We start from the raw sequence: 17,956 nt of genomic DNA, 5'->3' as shown, positions 1-17,956 counted from the left end.
TGGTGCCGCCGTCCTCGCACCCCTGCGCCCGTGTCCGGGCGGTCGTGACGCAGGCGAGCCTCTGTTCGGACGGCCGGCCGGTTCCCGATGACTTGGCAACCTGTCGAGACCCTAGTTATGGCCCAACGCAGTTTTATTGCACTGCGGTGACACTTTGATGACAGCGACGCTGCCACGGCCATGGCGTCGGTCAAACCGGCCGGGACCGAATGACGCAGGCCGGCGGCGCCGGCGCTATTCCGCTGCGGCGGCCCGATCGGCGCGGGCCGGCCTGGCGGCGGCGGGCCAGTAGACGGTGAAGGTGCTGCCCTCGCCGACCTTGCTTTCGATCTGCAGCGCGGCGCGGTGGCGGCTGACGATGTGCTTGACGATGGCCAGCCCCAGGCCGGTGCCGCCCATCGCGCGCGAGCGCGCCTTGTCGACGCGATAGAACCGCTCGGTGATGCGCGGGATGTGCTCGCGGGCGATGCCCTCGCCCTGGTCGATCACCGCCATGCCGACCGTGCCCTCGCCATCGCCGCCGGCATCGCGCGCCGCCGCCCGCCAGATCCGCACGGTCACGGTGCTGTTCTCGCGGCTGTAGCGGATGGCGTTCTCGACCAGGTTCTCCAGCACCTCGTAGATCTGGTCGGCGTCGCCGAGCACGACGGCGGCCGGGTCCTGCAGGTCGAGGGTCAGCGTGATGCCGCGGCTTCTCGCCCGCTGGTCGAGGCCGTGCAACACGGCGCGGGCGCGGGCGCCGAGGTCGACCCGGTCGGCGGGGCGGGTGTGCTCGTCCAGCTCGATCTTCGACAGCGACAGCAGGTCGTCGATCAGCCGGGTCATCCGCCGGCCCTGCTCGTCCATCAGGCCGAGGAAGCGTTCGCGCGCCTTGGGGTCGTTCTTCGCCGCGGTCGCCAGCGTCTCGATGAAGCCGATCAGCGCGCTCAGCGGCGTGCGCAGCTCGTGGCTGACGTTGGCGACGAACTCGGCGCGCAGCTGCTCGGTGCGCTTCAGCGCGGTCAGGTCGTGGACCAGCACCATCGCCACCGGGCGGGCGTCGCCGTCCGGGCCATCCGCCTGCGGCAGCCGCTCGACGATGGCGGCGAAGCTGCGGTTGACCGGCACCGGCTGGTCGAACTCGACCTCGCGCTTCATGGCGCCGTCCAGCACGTCGGCCATGGCGTCGAGCAGCGCCGGCGCGCGGCTGACCGAACTCAGGTCCTGGCCGACCAGGCGGTTGCCGAAAGTGGCGCGGGCGGCCAGGTTGGCGCCGACGATGCTGCCGGCCGCGTCGACCAGCAGCAGCGGGTTGGGCAGGTTCTCGATGATGGTCGCGTTGCTGCGCACGCCCTGCTCGGCGCGGCGCTGCTGCTCGGCCGCGCCGCTGGCCAGCCGTCCGACCGCCGCCGCCAGGTCGGCCAGCGTGCCAGCCGGCTGCGGCGCGGGCTCGCCACGGCCGGCGGCGCCGCTGGCATAGTCGGCGATGCGGGTCAGGCCGCGCTGGTGGCCGATCACCAGCGGCGCGACCGCGGCGACGGTGACCAGCCCGATGACCAGCACCCACAGCCAGGCGATCTCGTCGGCCAGCGCCAGGATCGCGGCCACGGCAACGGGCGGCGCGGCCAGCGTCGCGACCGTGCCGGCGATCGCTCGCAGCGGGGTCCGCGATCGCGCCATATGCGCTCCTTCCGTTCGGCGGCCCGACACGACGCGCCGCCACTCATCTAGAACACATGCGATAGCGCGGTTCGATGACAATCCCGTGTCGGTTTGCCCAGTTCCGCCGCCGACCCGGCGTCAACGCCCCGCGCTACCGGTCGGCGTGGCGCGTCCAGGCCTCGTGCGCCGCCAGGGCGGCGGCGTTGACGATGTCGGTCACCGTCGAGCGCATCGGCGTGATCTCGATCGGGTGGGTCAGGCCCAGCAGCAGCGGGCCGATCACGGTGGCGCCGCCCATCTGCTGCACCAGCTTGAAGGCGATGTTGGCGGTGTGCAGGTTGGGCATGATCAGCACGTTGGCCGCGCCGTTGATGCGGCAGAACGGATAGAACCGGTTGCGCAGCTCCGGGTTCAGCGCCATGTCCGGCGCCATCTCGCCGTCATACTCGAAATCGACGCCCTGCTCGTCGAGGATGCCGATCGCCTCGCGCACCAGCTGCGACGACTCGCGCCACGGGTTGCCGAAGTTGGACGAGGCCGACAGCGCCACCCGCGGCTCGTGGCCCATGCGGCGCACGTGCGAGGCGGCCTGGATCGCGATGCGGGCCAGCGCCTGCGGGGTCGGGTTCTCGTTGACGTTGGTGTCGGCGATGAACACCGTGCGGCCGCGCGCGCGCACCATCGCCAGCCCGAACACGATCTTGTTCGGCTTGGCGTCGAACACCAGCCGGATGTCGTCATAGGCGACGCCGAAGCTGCGGGTCAGCCCGGTCACCATCGCGTCGGCGTCGCCGCAGGCCACCATGCAGGCGGCGAACACGTTGCGGTTCTGGTTGACCTGGCGCTGGCAGTCGCGCAGCAGCATGCCGCGCCGCTTCTGCCGCTCGTAGAGATAGGCGGTATAGCGCTCGCGCTCGTCGGTCAGCCGCGCGTTGTGGATCTCCAGGCACTCCGCGCCGCGCAGGCCCAGCCGCTTGATCGTCTCCTCGATCACCTCCTCGCGGCCGACCATCAGCGGGGTGCCGAAGCCGGCGTTGTAGAAGGCGACCGCGGCGCGGACCGAGCGTTCCTCCTCGCCCTCCGAGAACACCACGCGCTGCGGGTTCTGGCGCACGGTCTCGAAGATCAGCTCCAGCGCGGCCGCGGTCGGGTCCAGCCGCGATTCCAGGGTCTTGCGATAGCCGGCCATGTTCTGCATCGGCCGGCGGGCCACCCCGCTGTCGATCGCCGCCTTGGCCACCGCCGGCGGAATCTGGGCGATCAGCCGCGGATCGAACGGCACCGGAATGATGTACTCGGGCCCGTATTGCAGCCGGCGGCCGCCATAGGCGTTGGCCACCTCGTCGGGCACGTCCTCGCGCGCCATCGCGGCGATCGCCTCGGCCGCGGCGATCTTCATCGGCTCGTTGATCGTGGTCGCGCGCACGTCCAGCGCACCGCGGAAGATATAGGGGAAGCCCAGCACGTTGTTGATCTGGTTCGGGTAGTCGGAGCGCCCGGTGGCGACGATCGCGTCGGGACAGGCGGCCAGCGCCTCCTCCGGCGAGATTTCCGGCGTCGGGTTGGCCATGGCGAAGATGATCGGCTTGTCGGCCATCGACCTGACCATGTCGCCGGTGACGCAGTTGGCCACCGACAGGCCGAGGAAGACGTCGGCGCCGACCAGAGCCTCGGCCAGGGTGCGGGCGTCGGTCGGCACCGCATGGGCCGACTTCCACTGGTTCATGCCGGTCTCGCGGCCCTGGTAGATCACGCCCTCGCGGTCGCACAGGATGACGTTCTCGTGGCGCACGCCCATCGCCTTCATCAGCTCGACGCAGGCGATCGAGGCGGCGCCGGCGCCGTTGGAGACGATGCGGATCTGGTCCATCGAGCGGCCGGTCAGCTGCACCGCGTTGATCAGCCCGGCGGCCGAGACGATGGCGGTGCCGTGCTGGTCGTCGTGGAAGACCGGGATGTCCATCATCTCGCGCAGCTGCTGCTCGATGATGAAGCAGTCGGGCGCGCGGATGTCCTCCAGGTTGATGCCGCCGAAGCTGGGGCCGAGATAGCGGACCGCGGCGATGAATGCGTCGACGTCCTCGGTGCCGACCTCCAGGTCGATGCCGTCGATGTCGGCGAAGCGCTTGAACAGCACCGCCTTGCCCTCCATCACCGGCTTGGATGCCGCCGCGCCGATGTTGCCGAGGCCCAGCACCGCGGTGCCGTTGGAGATGATCGCGACCACGTTGCCCTTGGCGGTGTAGTCGAACACCGTGTCCGGGTCCTCGGCGATCTTCAGGCAGGGCGCCGCCACGCCGGGCGAATAGGCCAGCGACAGGTCGCGCTGGGTGATCAGCGGCTTGGTCGGGGCGATCTCCAGCTTACCGGGCCGCCCGCTCGCATGCATGATCAGCGAGTCTTCTTCCAGGCTGGCGCGCTTTATCTCGTCGGGCATCTCGGGCGTTCCTCGGGCTCGGTTCTCAATGACCATTGGCCGGCGACCATTGGCCGGCGTCGGCGGCGCTGCGGGCGGCGACGCGGCAGCCTGGCCAAGCTTTAGCACAGCGCGCGGGCGTCACGAGCGAATTGTGACGGTGCGCAAGGCGTGCAACCGGGGCCCGGCGATGCAACTTCGAGGCCGCGTGCGAACCTTTCCGCGGCCCGGGTGTTCCACAGGCATCATTCCACGGACTAGGGAGTGCGGCAGCGATGCGTTATCAACTGGCCATTCTGGCGATTGCCGGCCTCGCGCTGGCGGCATGCGGCAAGAGCCCGCTGGAGCGCGGCCTGTCCGGCGGCGCCATCGGCGCCGGCGTCGGCGCGGCGGGTGCGGCGGTGACCGGCGGCAGCGTGCTGGGCGGTGCCGCGGTCGGCGGCGCGGTCGGTGCGGCCGCCGGCGCGCTGACCGACGAGGACGACATCGACCTGGACTGACGGCGCAATCCCTTTCGCGCGTCGGATCGGCGGGGCTTCGGCCCCGCTTTTTTTGTGCCCGGAGCCGCCGACGGTCGAATTTCTTGCATCTTCGCTGGAACTTTACGATATACTCAGTTGATAATGCGCGAGAAATTCCTACTTTGCGCACGTGGAATCGGCGAAGGAGCGACTTCGATGCGGAACATCCTTGCGATCGGCGCCGGCCTCGGCGCCCTGGTCCTGGCCGGTTGCGGCACCACGCCGCTGGATCGCGCCACCACCGGCGCCGGCATCGGCGCGGCCGCCGGCGTGGTCGGCGCGGCGATCATCGACTCCAGCCTGCTCGGCGGGGCCGCGGTCGGGGCGCTGGCCGGTGGAGCGGTCGGCGTGCTGACCACGTCCGACGACCTGTATCTCGGCGAGCCGGTGTGGGACCAGATCGGCAACTGAGCGGCAGTCGATCGGCCGAGAGGCCGATGCCGGCCGCGGATGAGCGTTTGCTCATGACCGAGAATTATGGGTCGGCCGGCGCCGCCGGCTGACATAAAGGCCCGGGCAACAACGATCGGGGGTCCGCCATGGCGATCAGGGTGACGGTTCTGGCGCTGGCCGCGCTTGCGTTGGCCGGCTGCGGCAAGTCGATCGGCGACCGCGCGCTCGGCGGCGGGCTGATCGGCACCACCGCCGGCGCCGCCGGCACCGCGATCTTCGGCGGACCGATCCTGGCCGGCGCGGCGATCGGCGCGGCGGCCGGCGCGATCACCGGCGCGGTGACCAATCCGGACGTGCTCGACCTGGGCGACCCGCCCTGGTGAGCCGGTTCGCCGCCGGCGTGCCGGCGGCACCGCGCGCGGGCCCGGCCCGAATGGGCTGCTGAACGATCCGCGCCCGGCCGCTATGCTGGCCGGCGATGAGCGACCTCGATTCACCGCCGGCCGAAGCGGCCCCCGACGGGGTGCCCGACGGCGCCACCCCGATGATGCAGCAGTATCTGGCGCTGAAGGCGCGCCACCCGGGCTATCTGCTGTTCTTCCGCATGGGCGACTTCTTCGAGATGTTCTTCGACGACGCGGTGGCGGCGTCGCAGGCGCTGGACATCGCGCTGACCAAGCGCGGCAAGCACCTGGGCGAGGACATCGCCATGTGCGGCGTGCCGGTGCACCAGGCCGAGGCCTATCTGCACCGGCTGACCGGGCAGGGCTTCCGGGTGGCGGTGTGCGACCAGCTGGAGGACCCGGCCGAAGCGAAGAAGCGGGGCGGCGCCAAGGCGGTGGTCAGGCGCGACGTGGTGCGGCTGGTCACCGCCGGCACGCTCACCGAGGATGCGCTGCTCGACGGCCGCGCCCACAATTTCCTCGCTGCGCTGGCCGACGCCGCCGGCGCGCTGGCACTGGCCTGGGCCGACATCTCCACCGGCGCCGTTGCGGTGCAGCCGGTGGCGGAGGCCGACCTCGCCGCCGCGCTGGCCCGGATCGAGCCGAGCGAGATCCTGCTGCCGGAGCGGCTGCTGCAGCGGCCCGACCTGTTCGAGGCGCTGGGCGAGCGCAAGGCGGCGCTGACGCCGCAGCCCGACGCCCGCTTCTCCAGCGCCAACGCCGCCCGGCTGCTGCAGCAGACCTACGCCGTCGGCACCATGGACGCGTTCGGCGGCTTCGGCCGGGCGGAAACCGCCGCCCTCGGCGCGCTGGTCGACTATCTGCTGCTGACCCAGAAGGGCGCGCTGCCGGCACTGCGGCCGCCGGTCCGGATGGCCGCCGGCGACGTGGTGCAGATCGACGCCGCCACCCGCGCCAACCTGGAGCTGGTGCGCACGCTGGGCGGCGGACGCAAGGGCGCGCTGCTCGACGCGGTCGACCGCACCTGCACCCATGCCGGCGGGCGGCTGCTGGCGGCGCGGCTGGCCGCGCCCGCCACCGACCCGGCCGCGATCGCCCGGCGGCTGGACGCGGTCGGCCACTTCGTCGCCGCCGAGGAACTGCGCCGCGACGTGCGTGCCGCCCTGCGCGCGGCGCCGGACCTGGAGCGGGCGCTGGCCCGGCTGTCGCTCGGCCGCGGCGGCCCGCGCGACCTGGCCGCGATCCGCGACGGGCTGGCGGCGGCGGCCGGCGTCGCCGCGCTGGTCGACCGCGCGGCGGGCCTCGGCCTGCCCGACGAGACGGCGGCCGCGTGCGGCCGGCTGACCGGCCACGACGTGCTGGTCGACCGGCTGGCCCGTGCGCTGAAGGACGAGCTGCCGGCGCTGCCCCGTGACGGCGACTTCGTCGCCGCCGGCTATGCGCCGGAGCTGGACGCGCTGCGCACGCTGCGCGACCGCAGCCGCAAGCTGATCCTGGAGCTGGAGGGCCGCTACCGGAAGGACAGCGGCGTGGCGTCGCTGAAGATCCGGCACAACAACGTGCTCGGCTACTACATCGAGGTGACGGCCACCCACGGCGAGACCCTGCGCAACCACCGCAGCGACGAAGGCACCGCCGCCTTCGTCCACCGCCAGACCATGGCCAACGCCGTGCGCTTCACCACCACGGAACTGGCCGAGCTGGAGCGGCGCATCGCCGAGGCCGCCGACAAGGCGCTGGCGCTGGAGCTGGCGCTGTTCGCCGACCTGGCCGGCGAGGCGACCGGGCGCGCCGCCGAGATCGGCGCTACGGCAGAGGCGCTTGCGGCCATCGACGTCGCCGCCGGCCTGGCCGAGCTGGCCGCGACCCAGCGCTATTGCCGGCCGACGGTGGATGCCAGCGACCGCTTCGCCATCGCCGGCGGCCGCCATCCGGTGGTCGAGCTAGCTTTGTCGCGCGCCGGCGACTCCGGTTTCGTGCCCAACGGCTGCACCCTGGAGGGGACCGCGGCCGACGGCGGCCGGCTGTGGCTGGTCACCGGCCCGAACATGGCCGGCAAGTCGACCTTCCTGCGCCAGAACGCGCTGATTGCGATCCTGGCCCAGGCCGGCAGCTGGGTGCCGGCCGACAGCGCCCACATCGGCGCGGTCGACCGGGTGTTCAGCCGGGTCGGCGCGGCCGACGACCTGGCCCGCGGCCGCTCCACCTTCATGGTCGAGATGGTGGAGACGGCGGCGATCCTGAACCAGGCGACGACGCGCAGCCTGGTCATCCTCGACGAGATCGGCCGCGGCACCGCCACCTTCGACGGCCTGTCGATCGCCTGGGCCTGCCTGGAGGACCTGCACGACCGGGTGCGCTGCCGCGGCCTGTTCGCCACCCATTTCCACGAGCTGACCCGGCTGGCCGAGCGGCTGGACGGGCTCAGCTGCCATTCGATGCGGGTGCGCGAATGGCAGGGCCAGGTGGTGTTCCTGCACGAGGTGGCGCCCGGCGCGGCCGACCGCAGCTATGGCGTGCACGTCGCCCGGCTGGCCGGGCTGCCGCCGGCGGTGGTGGCGCGGGCGGAACAGATCCTGGCGCTGCTGGAACAGCACCAGGCCCGCGGCGGCGGCGCCGGCGCGCTCGCCCCCGACCTGCCGCTGTTCCAGGCCGCGCTCAGCGCCGCCCCGCCCCCGCCGCCCGCGCCGCAGGCCGACCCGCAGGCACAGGCGTTGCTGGACGCCGTGCGCGCGCTCGACCCCGACGCGATGACGCCGCGGCAGGCGCTGGAGGCGCTGTATGCTCTGCGCGGCACGGCGGGTCCGGCCGATTGAGATCGCCTTGCCGGCCCCCGATCTGGCATAGTCGCGCCGCCAGCCAGCCAGACCGGAGCCCCTGAATGCCGTTGATCGAGGTCGACAATCCGCGTGCGGTGATCGACCGCAAGGCGCTGGTCGGCCGGATCGCGGCGCACAAGGCCGACGCCGCCACGCCGAAGGGCCGCGCCGCGGTGCTGAAGCTGCTGAAGGAGGCGCTGGCCGCCGGCGAGGCCGAGATCAAGGCGCGCTTCATGGCCGAGCCGCAGGGCGACACCGCGGTGCACGCCCGCGCCTATCTGATCGACCAGATCGTCCGCCTGGTTCACGACTTCGCCGCCGACATCCTGCACCCGGTCGCCAACCCGACCGCCGGCGAGCGGCTGAGCGTGGTCGCGGTCGGCGGCTATGGCCGCGGCGAGCTGGCGCCGTTCTCCGACATCGACCTGCTGTTCCTGCGCCCGTACAAGCAGACGCCGCGCGGCGAGCAGGTGGTCGAATCGATGCTGTACCTGCTGTGGGACCTGGGCTTCAAGGTCGGCCACGCCACCCGCTCGGTCGCCGAGTGCATCCGGCTGGGCAAGGCCGACGGCACCATCAGCACCGCGCTGCTGGAGGCGCGCTGGATCTGGGGCGACCAGCAGCTGTTCCAGGAGCTGCGCAAGCGCTATCGCGCAGACCTGACCCAGGGCGCGGCGCGCGAGTTCGTCGAGATGAAGCTGGCCGAGCGTTCGGCCCGCCATGCCCGCATGGGCGACAGCCGCTATGTGCTGGAGCCGAACATCAAGGACGGCAAGGGCGGCCTGCGCGACCTGCACACGCTGGGCTGGATCGCCAAGTTCGTCTACGGCGTCGAGCAGATCGACCAGCTGGTCGACAAGAAGGCGCTGACCCGCAAGGAGGCGGCGACATTCGCCCGCGCGCAGAGCTTCCTGTGGACCGTGCGCTGCCTGCTGCACTACCTGGCCGGCCGCGCCGAGGAGCGGCTGACCTTCGAGATCCAGCCGGAGATCGCGGCGCGGCTGGGCTATACCGACCATGCCGGCACCAGCGGGGTCGAGCGCTTCATGAAGCGCTATTTCCTGACCGCGAAGGAGGTCGGCGACCTGACCCGCATCTTCTGCGCGACGCTGGAGGCGGAGCAGACCAAGTCGCGCTTCCGCATCCCGCGGCTCAGGCTGCGCCGCGACGAGTTCGGCGGCTTCGGGCTGGACAACGGCCGGCTGACCCATGTCGAGGCCGACACCTTCCTGGCCGACCCGCGCAACCTGCTGCGCCTGTTCCGCGTCGCCCAGCGCCACGAGGTCGACATCCACCCGCGCGCGCTGCAGCTGGTCAGCCGCAACCTGAAGCTGGTCGACAAGGCGCTGCGCGAGGACGAGGAGGCCAACCGGCTGTTCCTCGAGATGCTGACCGCGCCCGACCCGGAGCCGACGCTGCGCCGGCTGAACGAGGCCGGCGTGTTCGGCCGCTTCGTGCCGGAGTTCGGCCGCATCGTCGCGCAGATGCAGTACAACATGTACCACGTCTACACGGTCGACGAGCACACCATCTATGCGATCGGCATCCTGTCGCGGATCGAGCGCGGCGAGCTGGCCGACGAGCTGCCGCTGGCCAGCGAGCTGATCGGCAAGATCGTCTCGCGCCGGGTGCTTTACGTCGCCGTGCTGCTGCACGACATCGCCAAGGGCCGCGGCGGCGACCACAGCGAGCTCGGCGCCAAGGTGGCGCGCCGGCTGTGCCCGCGCCTCGGCCTCAACGCCGAGGAGACCGAGACGGTCGCCTGGCTGGTGCTCTATCACCTCGTGATGAGCGAGACCGCGTTCAAGCGCGACCTCGGCGACCCGAAGACGATCGAGGACTTCGTCCGCCTGGTGCAGTCGCCGGAGCGCCTGCGCCTGCTGCTGGTGCTGACGGTGGCCGACATCCGTGCCGTCGGCCCGCAGGTGTGGAACGGCTGGAAGGCCTCGCTGCTGCGCGAGCTGTATCACGTCGCGCTGGAGGCGATGGTCGGCGGGCTGGAGGTCGACACCGCCGGCGAGCGGGTGGCGCGCAAGCTCGCCACCCTGCGCGAGCGGCTGGCCGACTGGCCGCAGGCCGATTTCGACGAGCACGTGGCGCGCGGCTTCGCCGCCTACTGGCTGTCCTACGACATCGACACGCTGGCCAGCCATGCCCGCATGGTGCGTGCCGCCGAGATCGAGGACCTGCCGCTGGCGGTGCAGACCCGGGTCGACAAGGCCCGGGCGGTGACCGAGATCACCGTCTACACCTTCGACCAGCACGGCCTGTTCTCGCGCATCGCCGGCGCGCTGACCGTGGCCGGCGCCGACGTGGTCGACGCGCGCATCCACACGCTGAACAACGGGCGCGCGCTCGACACCTTCTGGGTGCAGGACACGCTGACCGGCACCGGCACGCCGGCCGCATTCGACCGGCCCGACCGGCTGGCCAAGCTGTCGAGCTATCTGGAGCAGAGCTTCCGCGGCCGGCTGCGGGTGAAGAAGGTGATGAGCGAGCGCAGCTTCCAGCCGCGGCGCAACCGCGTGTTCAAGCTGGAGCCGCGCGTGCTGATCGACCAGAAGGCCAGCGCCACCTGCACGGTGATCGAGGTCAACGGCATCGACCGGCCGGGCCTGCTCTACGCGCTGACCCGCGCGCTCAGCGAGCGCAACACCATCATCCGCTCGGCCAAGATCTCCACCTTCGGCGAGCGCGCCGTCGACGTGTTCTACGTGCAGGACCTGTTCGGCACCAAGATCATGCACGAGGGCAAGCTGGCCGCCATCCGCCGCCGCCTGCTCGCCGTGCTGACCGAGCCCGCCGGCGGCGAGCCGGAAAAGCAGCCCGAGGCGCAGGCCGCGGAATAGCCGATCCGCGCGCCGTCGCGCCCGTTTCGAGGGCGGACGCGATTGCCAAGCGCGCATGCCGCGGCTAATCAGGCGGCAAAACCAAGCGCGGCATTGGGGGACATGATGAAATCTGCATCGACCGTCGCACGGCGGGCGGCCGGCGTTGCCTGTTTTCCGTTCGGCCTGGTCGCGGCCGGCGGCGCGGCGGTGGCCCAGGAGGCGGCCCAGGCGGCCCAGGCGGCGGTGCCGGATACCGGGCCGGCGTTCGACCCGGCCAGCACCGCCTGGATCCTGACCGCGACGGCGCTCGTGCTGTTCATGACCATGCCCGGGCTGGCGCTGTTCTATGGCGGGCTGGTGCAGATCCGCAACGTGCTGTCGGTGCTGATGCACTGCGTCGCCATCGCCTGCCTGATGTCGGTGCTGTGGATGGTCGGCGCCTACGGCCTGGCCTTCGGCGACGGCGGCGGGCTGAACGGGGTGATCGGCGGCCTCGGCAAGGCGTTCATGGCCGGCGTCGACCGCGGCGCGGTCGCCAACGGCCTGCCGGAATCCGTGTTCTTCATGTTCCAGATGACCTTCGCGATCATCACGCCGGGGCTGATCGTCGGCGCCTATGTCGAGCGCATCCGCTTCGGCGCGGTGCTGCTGTTCAGCGGCCTGTGGCTGGTCGTCGTCTATGCGCCGGTCTGCCACTGGGTGTGGGGCGGCGGCTGGCTGGCCGGGCTCGGCGTGATGGACTTCGCCGGCGGGCTGGTGGTGCACGCCACCGCCGGCGTCGCCGCCATCGTGATCGCGGTGATGCTGGGCCGGCGCGACGGTTTTCCGGAGCACATCCGCCCGCCGCACAACCCGGCCATGACCATGATCGGCGCGGCGATGCTATGGGTCGGCTGGTACGGCTTCAATGCCGGCAGCGCGCTGGCCGCCGACCAGTCGGCCGGCATGGCGCTGACCGTCACCCACATCTCCGCCGCCGCCGCCGGGCTGACCTGGATGGCGCTGGAGAAGCTGCGCTTCGGCAAGCCCAGCATGGTCGGCGCGGTCACCGGCCTGATCGCAGGGCTGGCCACCATCACCCCCGGCTCCGGCTATGTCGGCCCGATCGGCGGCCTGGTCTACGGCGTCGCCGCCAGCCTGCTCTGTTTCGCCGCGGTGCAGTGGATCAAGCACCGCCTGAAGGTCGACGATTCGCTCGACGTGATGGCGGTGCACGGGGTCGGCGGCATCCTCGGCACGCTGCTGACCGCGGTGTTCGCGCTGGAAGGGCTCGGCGGGGTCGGCCTCGGCACCGACGGCAGCGTCGGCGGCCAGCTCGGCGTGCAGGCGCTGGGCGTGGTCGCGGTCTGCGCCTGGTCGGCGATCGCCAGCATCGCCATCGTGCTGGTGGCGAAGGCGACGACCGGTTTGCGCGTCAGCCGCGAGGCCGAGACCGAGGGCCTCGATTTGACCGCGCACGGCGAGCGGGCCCAATATGACTAGCGAGCGAGTCGGGTGCGGCGGCGGAACCCGCTGCCTGGACGGGAGCGGGTGCGATGAAACTGGTGATGGCGATCATCAAGCCTTTCCGGCTTGACGCCGTGCGCGAGGCGCTGACCGAGCTGGGCGTCGCCGGGCTCACCGTGACCGAGGTCAGCGGGTTCGGCCGGCAGAAGGGCCACACCGAGATCTATCGCGGCGCGGAGTACAAGGTGCATTTCGTGCCGAAGGTGAAGATCGAGGTCGCGGTCGCCGACGACATCCTCGACCGGGTGGTGCAGACGATCCAGGAGAATGCCAGCACCGGCGAGATCGGCGACGGCAAGATCTTCGTCGCCGACATCGACATGGCGATCCGCATCCGCACCGGCGAGACCGGCGACAAGGCGCTGTAGGCGCCCGCCCCGGCGGCCGGCGCCCTGCGGCCGGTTCCAGCGGCTGAGGCGCGGCGCGGGGCGTTCGGGCAGACAATCATGACGCTGCTGCGTTCGATCACCACCGTCGGCGGGCTGACCATGGTCAGCCGCATCCTCGGCTTCGTCCGCGACCTGCTGATCGCCGCGGTGGTCGGCTCCGGCCCGGTGGCCGACGCCTTCTTCGTCGCCTTCAAGCTGCCGAACCTGTTCCGCCGGCTGTTCGCCGAGGGCGCGTTCAACGCCGCCTTCCTGCCGCTGTTCGCCGGCGCGCTGGAGCAGGAGGGCCGGCGGCGGCGCGGCGCTTCGCCGGCCACGCCATCGGGGTGATGCTGATCGTGCTGATCCCGTTCACCGTCGTCATGCAGGCGGCGATGCCGTGGATCGTGCCGGCGATCGCGCCCGGCTTCGCCGATCGGGCGGACGCCTTCGACCTGGCGGTGATGTTCGGCCGGCTGACCTTCCCCTATCTGATGATGATGGCGCTGGTGGCGCTGTTCAGCGCGATCCTGAACACCTACTACCGGTTCTGGGCTGCCGCCGCGGCGCCGATCCTGCTCAACGTCATCCTGATCCTGTGCGTGCTGGTGCTGACGCCGGTGATGCCGACGGCCGGCCACGCGCTGTCGTGGGGCGTGGCGGCGGCGGGGATCGGCCAGTTCCTGTGGCTGGCGGTGGCCTGCCGGCGCATCGACATGCTGCCCGCCCTGCCGCGGCCGCGGCTGACGCCGCGCATGCGCCGGTTCGGCAGGCTGATCGTGCCCGGCGCGATCGGCGCCGGGGTGGTCCAGCTCAACATCGTGGTCGGCACCATCTTCGCCTCGCTGATCCCCGGCGCGGTGTCGTGGCTGTACTATGCCGACCGCCTGAACCAGCTGCCGCTCGGCGTGGTCGGCGCGGCGGTCGGCGTCGCCCTGCTGCCGATGCTGACCCGCCAGCTGAAGGCCGGCGAGACGGTCCAGGCGATGCAGACGCAGAACCGGGCGATCGAGTTCGCGCTGCTGCTGACGCTGCCGGCGACGGCGGGGCTGATCGCGATTCCGCACCTGATGGTGGCGGTGCTGTTCGAGCGCGGTGCGTTCACCGCCGCCGACACCGCGGCCACCGCCGGCGCGCTGATCGCCTATGCCGTCGGGCTGCCGGCCTATGTGCTGGTCAAGGCGCTGCAACCGGGCTTCTTCGCGCGCGAGGACACCCGCACCCCGGTGGTGATCGCCGGCGCATCGATGGCGGCCAATGCCGCGCTGACCCCGCTGCTGATGTGGCCGCTGGGCCATGTCGGCATCGCGCTGGCGACCGCGGTGGCGGCCTGGGCCAACGCGGTCGGCCTGTGGGTGGTGCTGCGCCGCCGCGGCCATCTGGCGATCGACAGCGGGCTCGCCCGCCGGGCGCCGCGCATCGTCGCCTGCAGCCTGGCGATGGCGCTGGTGCTGGCCGGGCTGGCCTGGGCCGGCGACGGCTGGCTGGCGGCCGGCGCGCCGGAACGGCTGGCGGCGACGATCGGCCTGCTGGCGGTCGGCGGGCTGGCCTTCGCCGCCGGCGTGCAGCTCAGCGGCGGCGCCGACCTGCGCGTGGTGCTGCGGATGGTGCGGCGCCGGCGGGCCTGAGCGCCGTTGTGCCGGCCCGAACCGGCCGGTCAGGCGGCGGCGCCGACCAGGGCGTCGAACTCGGCGTTCATCACCGCCGCGGTGGCGGCGACGGCATCGGCCAGGTCGGCGATCACGTCGGGAATCGGGCGCTCCAGGTCGTCGACATATTGCAGCGCGGCCGCGAGCTCGGCGACACGGACCGCGCCGAAATTGGCCGAGACGCCCTTCAGGCAATGGGCGACCTCCGACAGCTGGGTGCGGTTGCCGGCGGCGTCCGCGGCGCGCAGTTCGTTGAGGTTCTTCTCCGCCGCCGACAGCATCATCGCGACCATGTCGCGCAGCGACTCGCGGCCCATCGCGAGCGCGAGCTGGTGCAGCGCGTTGGCATCGATCAGCGTGCGGTCGAGCGCGGCCGGCGCGGCGGCGCGCGCATCCGTTGCGGCTTCGGGCACATCTTCCTCCTCCGCCGGCCGGGTCGACAGCGTGCGCAGCACGCGGTCGAGCTCGGGCCATTCGATCGGCTTGGTCAGCACCTCGTCGAGCCCCGCCTCCAGGTAGCCGCGGCGATGCTCCGGCGAGGCGTTGGCGGTCAGCGCCACGATCGGTACGCGCCTGGCCGGCGCCGGCAGGTCGCGGATCGCCTTGGTGGCGGTCGGCCCGTCCATCACCGGCATCTGCATGTCCATCAGCACCAGGTTGTAGCCGGTGTCCTGGGTGATGCGCTGCACCGCCTTCAGGCCGTTCTCGACCGCGTCGACCTTGTAGCCCATGCCCGACAGCATCGAGACGATCAGCATGCGGTTGACCGGGTTGTCCTCGGCCAGCAGCACGCGGATGCCGGCCGCCTGCTCCGGCGTGACCGTCGGGGCCGGATCGGGCGCGGCGGCGGGCTGTTCCACCTGCGGCTCGGCGCCTTCGGCCCGCGCGGTGTCCACGACCATGGTGAACCAGAAGGTCGATCCCTGGCCCGGGGTGCTCGCCACGCCGATCTCGCCGTGCATCGCCTCGACCAGGCGCCGACAGATGGCCAGGCCCAGGCCGGAACCGCCGTATTTGCGGGTGGTCGACGCGTCGGCCTGCACGAAGGCGTTGAACAGCCGTGCGATCTGCTCCTCGCTGAGGCCGATGCCGGTGTCCTCGACCTCGATGCGCAGGCGCAGCCCGGTCTCGGGCTGGGCGCCGTCGGGACGGACGCGGACCTCGACGAAGCCCTTCTCGGTGAACTTGACCGCGTTGCCGACCAGGTTGTTCAGGATCTGGCGCAGCCGGGTCGGGTCGCCGACCAGCGGCGTCGGGATCGCCGGATCGAAGCGCAGCCGCATCACCGTCGAGCGGTCGTCGGCCTTGTCCTCGAACAGGGTCAGCACCTCCTCGCACAGCGTCTGCAGGTCGAACTCGGTGTTCTCGATGGTCAGGCGGCCGGCCTCGATCTTGGAGAAGTCGAGGATGTCGTTGAGCAGCGCCAGCAGGGCGTCGGCCGAGCGGCGCAGCGTGTCGACATAGCGGTCCTGCTCGGTGGACAGCGCGGTGCGCTGCAGCAGGTCGATCATCCCCTTCACGCCGGTCATCGGCGTGCGCAGCTCGTGGCTCATCATCGCCAGGAAGTGCGACTTCGCCTCGTTGGCCGCGTCGGCCTTCGTCCGCTCGCTGGCATACATCTCGGCCAGCTCGGCCAGCCGCTGCGACTGCTCCTCGACCCGCGAGCGCGAGATCTCCAGGTCGCTGATGTAGTGGTTCAGGATCTCCTCGTTGTGGCGCAGCTTGGCCTCGTTGCGCTTCAGCGCGTCGATGTCGGAATAGACGCTGACCGTGCCGCCGTCGGCGGTGCGGCGCTCGGAGATCAGGTACCAGTGGTCGGCGATGCGGAATTCCTTGCGCAGCAGCGCCTCGCGGGCCAGCGTCTCCTCGCGTTGGGCGCACAGCAGCGCGATGTCGTTGCCCGGCGCGCCGCCGTCCTCGGCATGGCCGGGCCCGGCGGTTGCGACCTCGGGCTGCATGGCGCGCAGGATGTCGCGGAACGAGGCGCCGGGCACCGCCACGTCGTCGAACCCGGGCGCCAGCCGGCGGAAGCGCTGGTTGCACATCACCAGCCGGTCGTCGCTGTCCCACAGCGCGAAGCCTTCGTTGATCGATTCGACGGCGTCGCTGAGGTGGCGCTCGACGCGCTGGACGGTCTGCTCGGCCAGATGCTTCTGCGAGGCATCGACCACGGTGATCTGCAGCGCCGGCTCACCCATCCAGTCGATCGGGCGCGGCAGGATGTCGACCCACATCTTCTCGCCGCTGCGCTTGCGCACGACGCGGCGCGACGGATAGGCCGGCTGGCGCCTGGCCAGCTGGTTGGCCCAGACCTGGTCGTAGCCGCCCGCGTCGGCCTCGCACACCATCGGGAAGATATCGCTTTCCGCCAGCACCTCGTCGACCGAACCGAAGCCGTACATGTCGGCGAAGGCCTTGTTGGCGAACAGCGGCATGAAGCGGCGGTGGATGACGATGCCCTGGATCGAGCCTTCGATCAGCTCGCGGAAGCGGGCCTCGGTGCGCATGCGCTCGATCTCGGCGGCATGCAGGCGGGTGATGTCCTGGCCGACGCCGCGGAACCCGGTCAGGCGGCCGTCGGCCTCGATGATCGGCTGCCCGCTTTCGCGCCGGTGGACCAGGCTGCCGTCTGGCTTGACGCTGCGCAGCTCGACGTCGCGATAGGCCGCCTTGCGGCGCTTGGTCTCCTCGAACCACTGCAGCAGCAGCTCGCGGTCCTCGGCGGCGACGAAGTCGAACATGCTGCGGCCGGTGACCTGGTCGACCGGATGGCCGAGGACGTCGGCGATGCGGGCGGAGACGAAGCGGTACTGACCGTCGGCGTCGATTTCCCAGATATACTCGCCCGCCGCCTCCGCGATCTGGCGGAAGCGCTCCTCGCTGGCGCGCAGCGCGCGGGCCGCCTTGTTGCGCTCGGTCAGGTCGCGCAGGGCGGCCAGCATCATCGCCCGCCCGGCCAGCTGGACCGATGTCAGCGTCACCTCGACCGGGACCGAGATGCCGCTGACCGTGGTCAGCCGCGCGTCGCAGCGATGGTGGCCGTTGGCGCGGGCCAGCGCGGCCATGTCGCTGAAGGCAAGCCCGTTGCGGTCGCGCTGGCTGTCGCCGGAGATGCCGATCGCGGCGTCGGGCGACAGGATATCGGCCAGGTCCATGCCGATCAGCCGGCCCTTGGTGCCGCGGCCGGTGATCTCGATCGCCGCGCGGTTGCAGTCGATCACCCCGGTTTCGTCGTACAGGAAGTGGGCGTCGGCCGACAGCTCGAACAGCAGCCGGAAGCGCTCGTCGGACGAAACCCGCTCGGTCACGTCCGACAGCTGCCAGACCTCGGTCTCGTCGTGCCGGCTCAGCGCGAACTCGACATAGCAGTGGGTGCCGTCGCGGGTGGTCAGCGGCATCACCGTCGGGCCG

At 71.6% G+C, this 17,956-nt stretch carries 12 protein-coding genes; 9 read left to right on the top strand and 3 right to left on the bottom strand.

Annotation, left to right across the window (positions count from 1 at the left end; genetic code table 11):
* Positions 1–234 precede the first annotated feature (234 nt).
* Together R3F55_24995 and R3F55_24990 are read right to left on the bottom strand one after the other, a co-directional pair.
* Positions 235–1,659 carry an ATP-binding protein gene (locus R3F55_24995; GenBank protein MEZ5670633.1) on the bottom strand — a complete coding sequence of 475 codons (1,425 nt, stop codon included), beginning with the start codon at positions 1,657–1,659 and terminating at the stop codon, positions 235–237.
* 133 nt (positions 1,660–1,792) lie between these two features.
* Entirely contained in the window at positions 1,793–4,078 is a 2,286-nt protein-coding gene (locus R3F55_24990; protein MEZ5670632.1) for an NADP-dependent malic enzyme, read from the bottom strand.
* A gap of 254 nt (positions 4,079–4,332) precedes the next feature.
* Between R3F55_24990 and R3F55_24985 the strand changes: the two genes are divergently transcribed.
* From R3F55_24985 to murJ, 9 genes are all read left to right on the top strand, one after another.
* Positions 4,333–4,557 (top strand): hypothetical protein, encoded by a 225-nt coding sequence (locus tag R3F55_24985; protein ID MEZ5670631.1) that lies wholly within the window; start codon positions 4,333–4,335, stop codon positions 4,555–4,557.
* Between the two features lie 177 nt (positions 4,558–4,734).
* A complete protein-coding gene (locus R3F55_24980; GenBank protein ID MEZ5670630.1) occupies positions 4,735–4,989 on the top strand; it encodes a hypothetical protein in 255 nt (84 codons plus the stop codon).
* 128 nt (positions 4,990–5,117) lie between these two features.
* Positions 5,118–5,354, top strand: a complete 237-nt coding sequence (locus R3F55_24975; GenBank protein MEZ5670629.1) for a hypothetical protein — start codon at positions 5,118–5,120, stop codon at positions 5,352–5,354.
* A 95-nt stretch (positions 5,355–5,449) separates the two neighbouring features.
* Positions 5,450–8,191 (top strand): DNA mismatch repair protein MutS, encoded by a 2,742-nt coding sequence (gene mutS / locus R3F55_24970; GenBank protein MEZ5670628.1) that lies wholly within the window; start codon positions 5,450–5,452, stop codon positions 8,189–8,191.
* Positions 8,192–8,256: 65 nt separating this feature from the next.
* The gene (locus R3F55_24965) at positions 8,257–11,043 is read left to right on the top strand and encodes a [protein-PII] uridylyltransferase (protein ID MEZ5670627.1); all 2,787 of its coding nucleotides are present in this window, start codon (positions 8,257–8,259) and stop codon (positions 11,041–11,043) included.
* Between the two features lie 102 nt (positions 11,044–11,145).
* Positions 11,146–12,507, top strand: a complete 1,362-nt coding sequence (locus tag R3F55_24960) for an ammonium transporter (protein MEZ5670626.1) — start codon at positions 11,146–11,148, stop codon at positions 12,505–12,507.
* A 53-nt stretch (positions 12,508–12,560) separates the two neighbouring features.
* Complete coding sequence (locus R3F55_24955; GenBank protein ID MEZ5670625.1) at positions 12,561–12,899, top strand: P-II family nitrogen regulator; 339 nt, start codon at positions 12,561–12,563, stop codon at positions 12,897–12,899.
* Positions 12,900–12,977: 78 nt separating this feature from the next.
* On the top strand, positions 12,978–13,247 hold the full coding sequence (locus tag R3F55_24950) for a lipid II flippase MurJ (protein MEZ5670624.1): 270 nt from the start codon (positions 12,978–12,980) through the stop codon (positions 13,245–13,247).
* Positions 13,247–14,524 (top strand): murein biosynthesis integral membrane protein MurJ, encoded by a 1,278-nt coding sequence (murJ, locus tag R3F55_24945; protein MEZ5670623.1) that lies wholly within the window; start codon positions 13,247–13,249, stop codon positions 14,522–14,524. Before R3F55_24950 ends, murJ begins: the two co-directional genes overlap by 1 nt.
* Positions 14,525–14,553: 29 nt before the next feature.
* Here the strand turns inward: murJ and R3F55_24940 are convergent.
* A partial coding sequence (locus R3F55_24940; GenBank protein ID MEZ5670622.1) for a PAS domain S-box protein occupies positions 14,554–17,956 on the bottom strand: 3,403 nt, incomplete at its 5' end.

It is taken from the genome of Alphaproteobacteria bacterium, assembly GCA_041396705.1.
In the GTDB taxonomy this organism is placed as follows: Bacteria; Pseudomonadota; Alphaproteobacteria; order CALKHQ01; family CALKHQ01; genus CALKHQ01.
This window is presented reverse-complemented; position numbering and strand designations above follow the sequence as displayed.

Coding starts and splice junctions, on each gene's coding strand:
- R3F55_24975 (MEZ5670629.1), top strand. CDS start 5,118: ATGGCGATCAGGGTGACGGTTCTGGCGCTGGCCGCGCTTGCGTTGGCC.
- R3F55_24985 (MEZ5670631.1), top strand. CDS start 4,333: ATGCGTTATCAACTGGCCATTCTGGCGATTGCCGGCCTCGCGCTGGCG.
- R3F55_24960 (MEZ5670626.1), top strand. CDS start 11,146: ATGATGAAATCTGCATCGACCGTCGCACGGCGGGCGGCCGGCGTTGCC.
- mutS (MEZ5670628.1), top strand. CDS start 5,450: ATGAGCGACCTCGATTCACCGCCGGCCGAAGCGGCCCCCGACGGGGTG.
- R3F55_24950 (MEZ5670624.1), top strand. CDS start 12,978: ATGACGCTGCTGCGTTCGATCACCACCGTCGGCGGGCTGACCATGGTC.
- R3F55_24965 (MEZ5670627.1), top strand. CDS start 8,257: ATGCCGTTGATCGAGGTCGACAATCCGCGTGCGGTGATCGACCGCAAG.
- R3F55_24990 (MEZ5670632.1), bottom strand. CDS start 4,078: ATGCCCGACGAGATAAAGCGCGCCAGCCTGGAAGAAGACTCGCTGATC.
- murJ (MEZ5670623.1), top strand. CDS start 13,247: ATGCTGATCGTGCTGATCCCGTTCACCGTCGTCATGCAGGCGGCGATG.
- R3F55_24995 (MEZ5670633.1), bottom strand. CDS start 1,659: ATGGCGCGATCGCGGACCCCGCTGCGAGCGATCGCCGGCACGGTCGCG.
- R3F55_24980 (MEZ5670630.1), top strand. CDS start 4,735: ATGCGGAACATCCTTGCGATCGGCGCCGGCCTCGGCGCCCTGGTCCTG.
- R3F55_24955 (MEZ5670625.1), top strand. CDS start 12,561: ATGAAACTGGTGATGGCGATCATCAAGCCTTTCCGGCTTGACGCCGTG.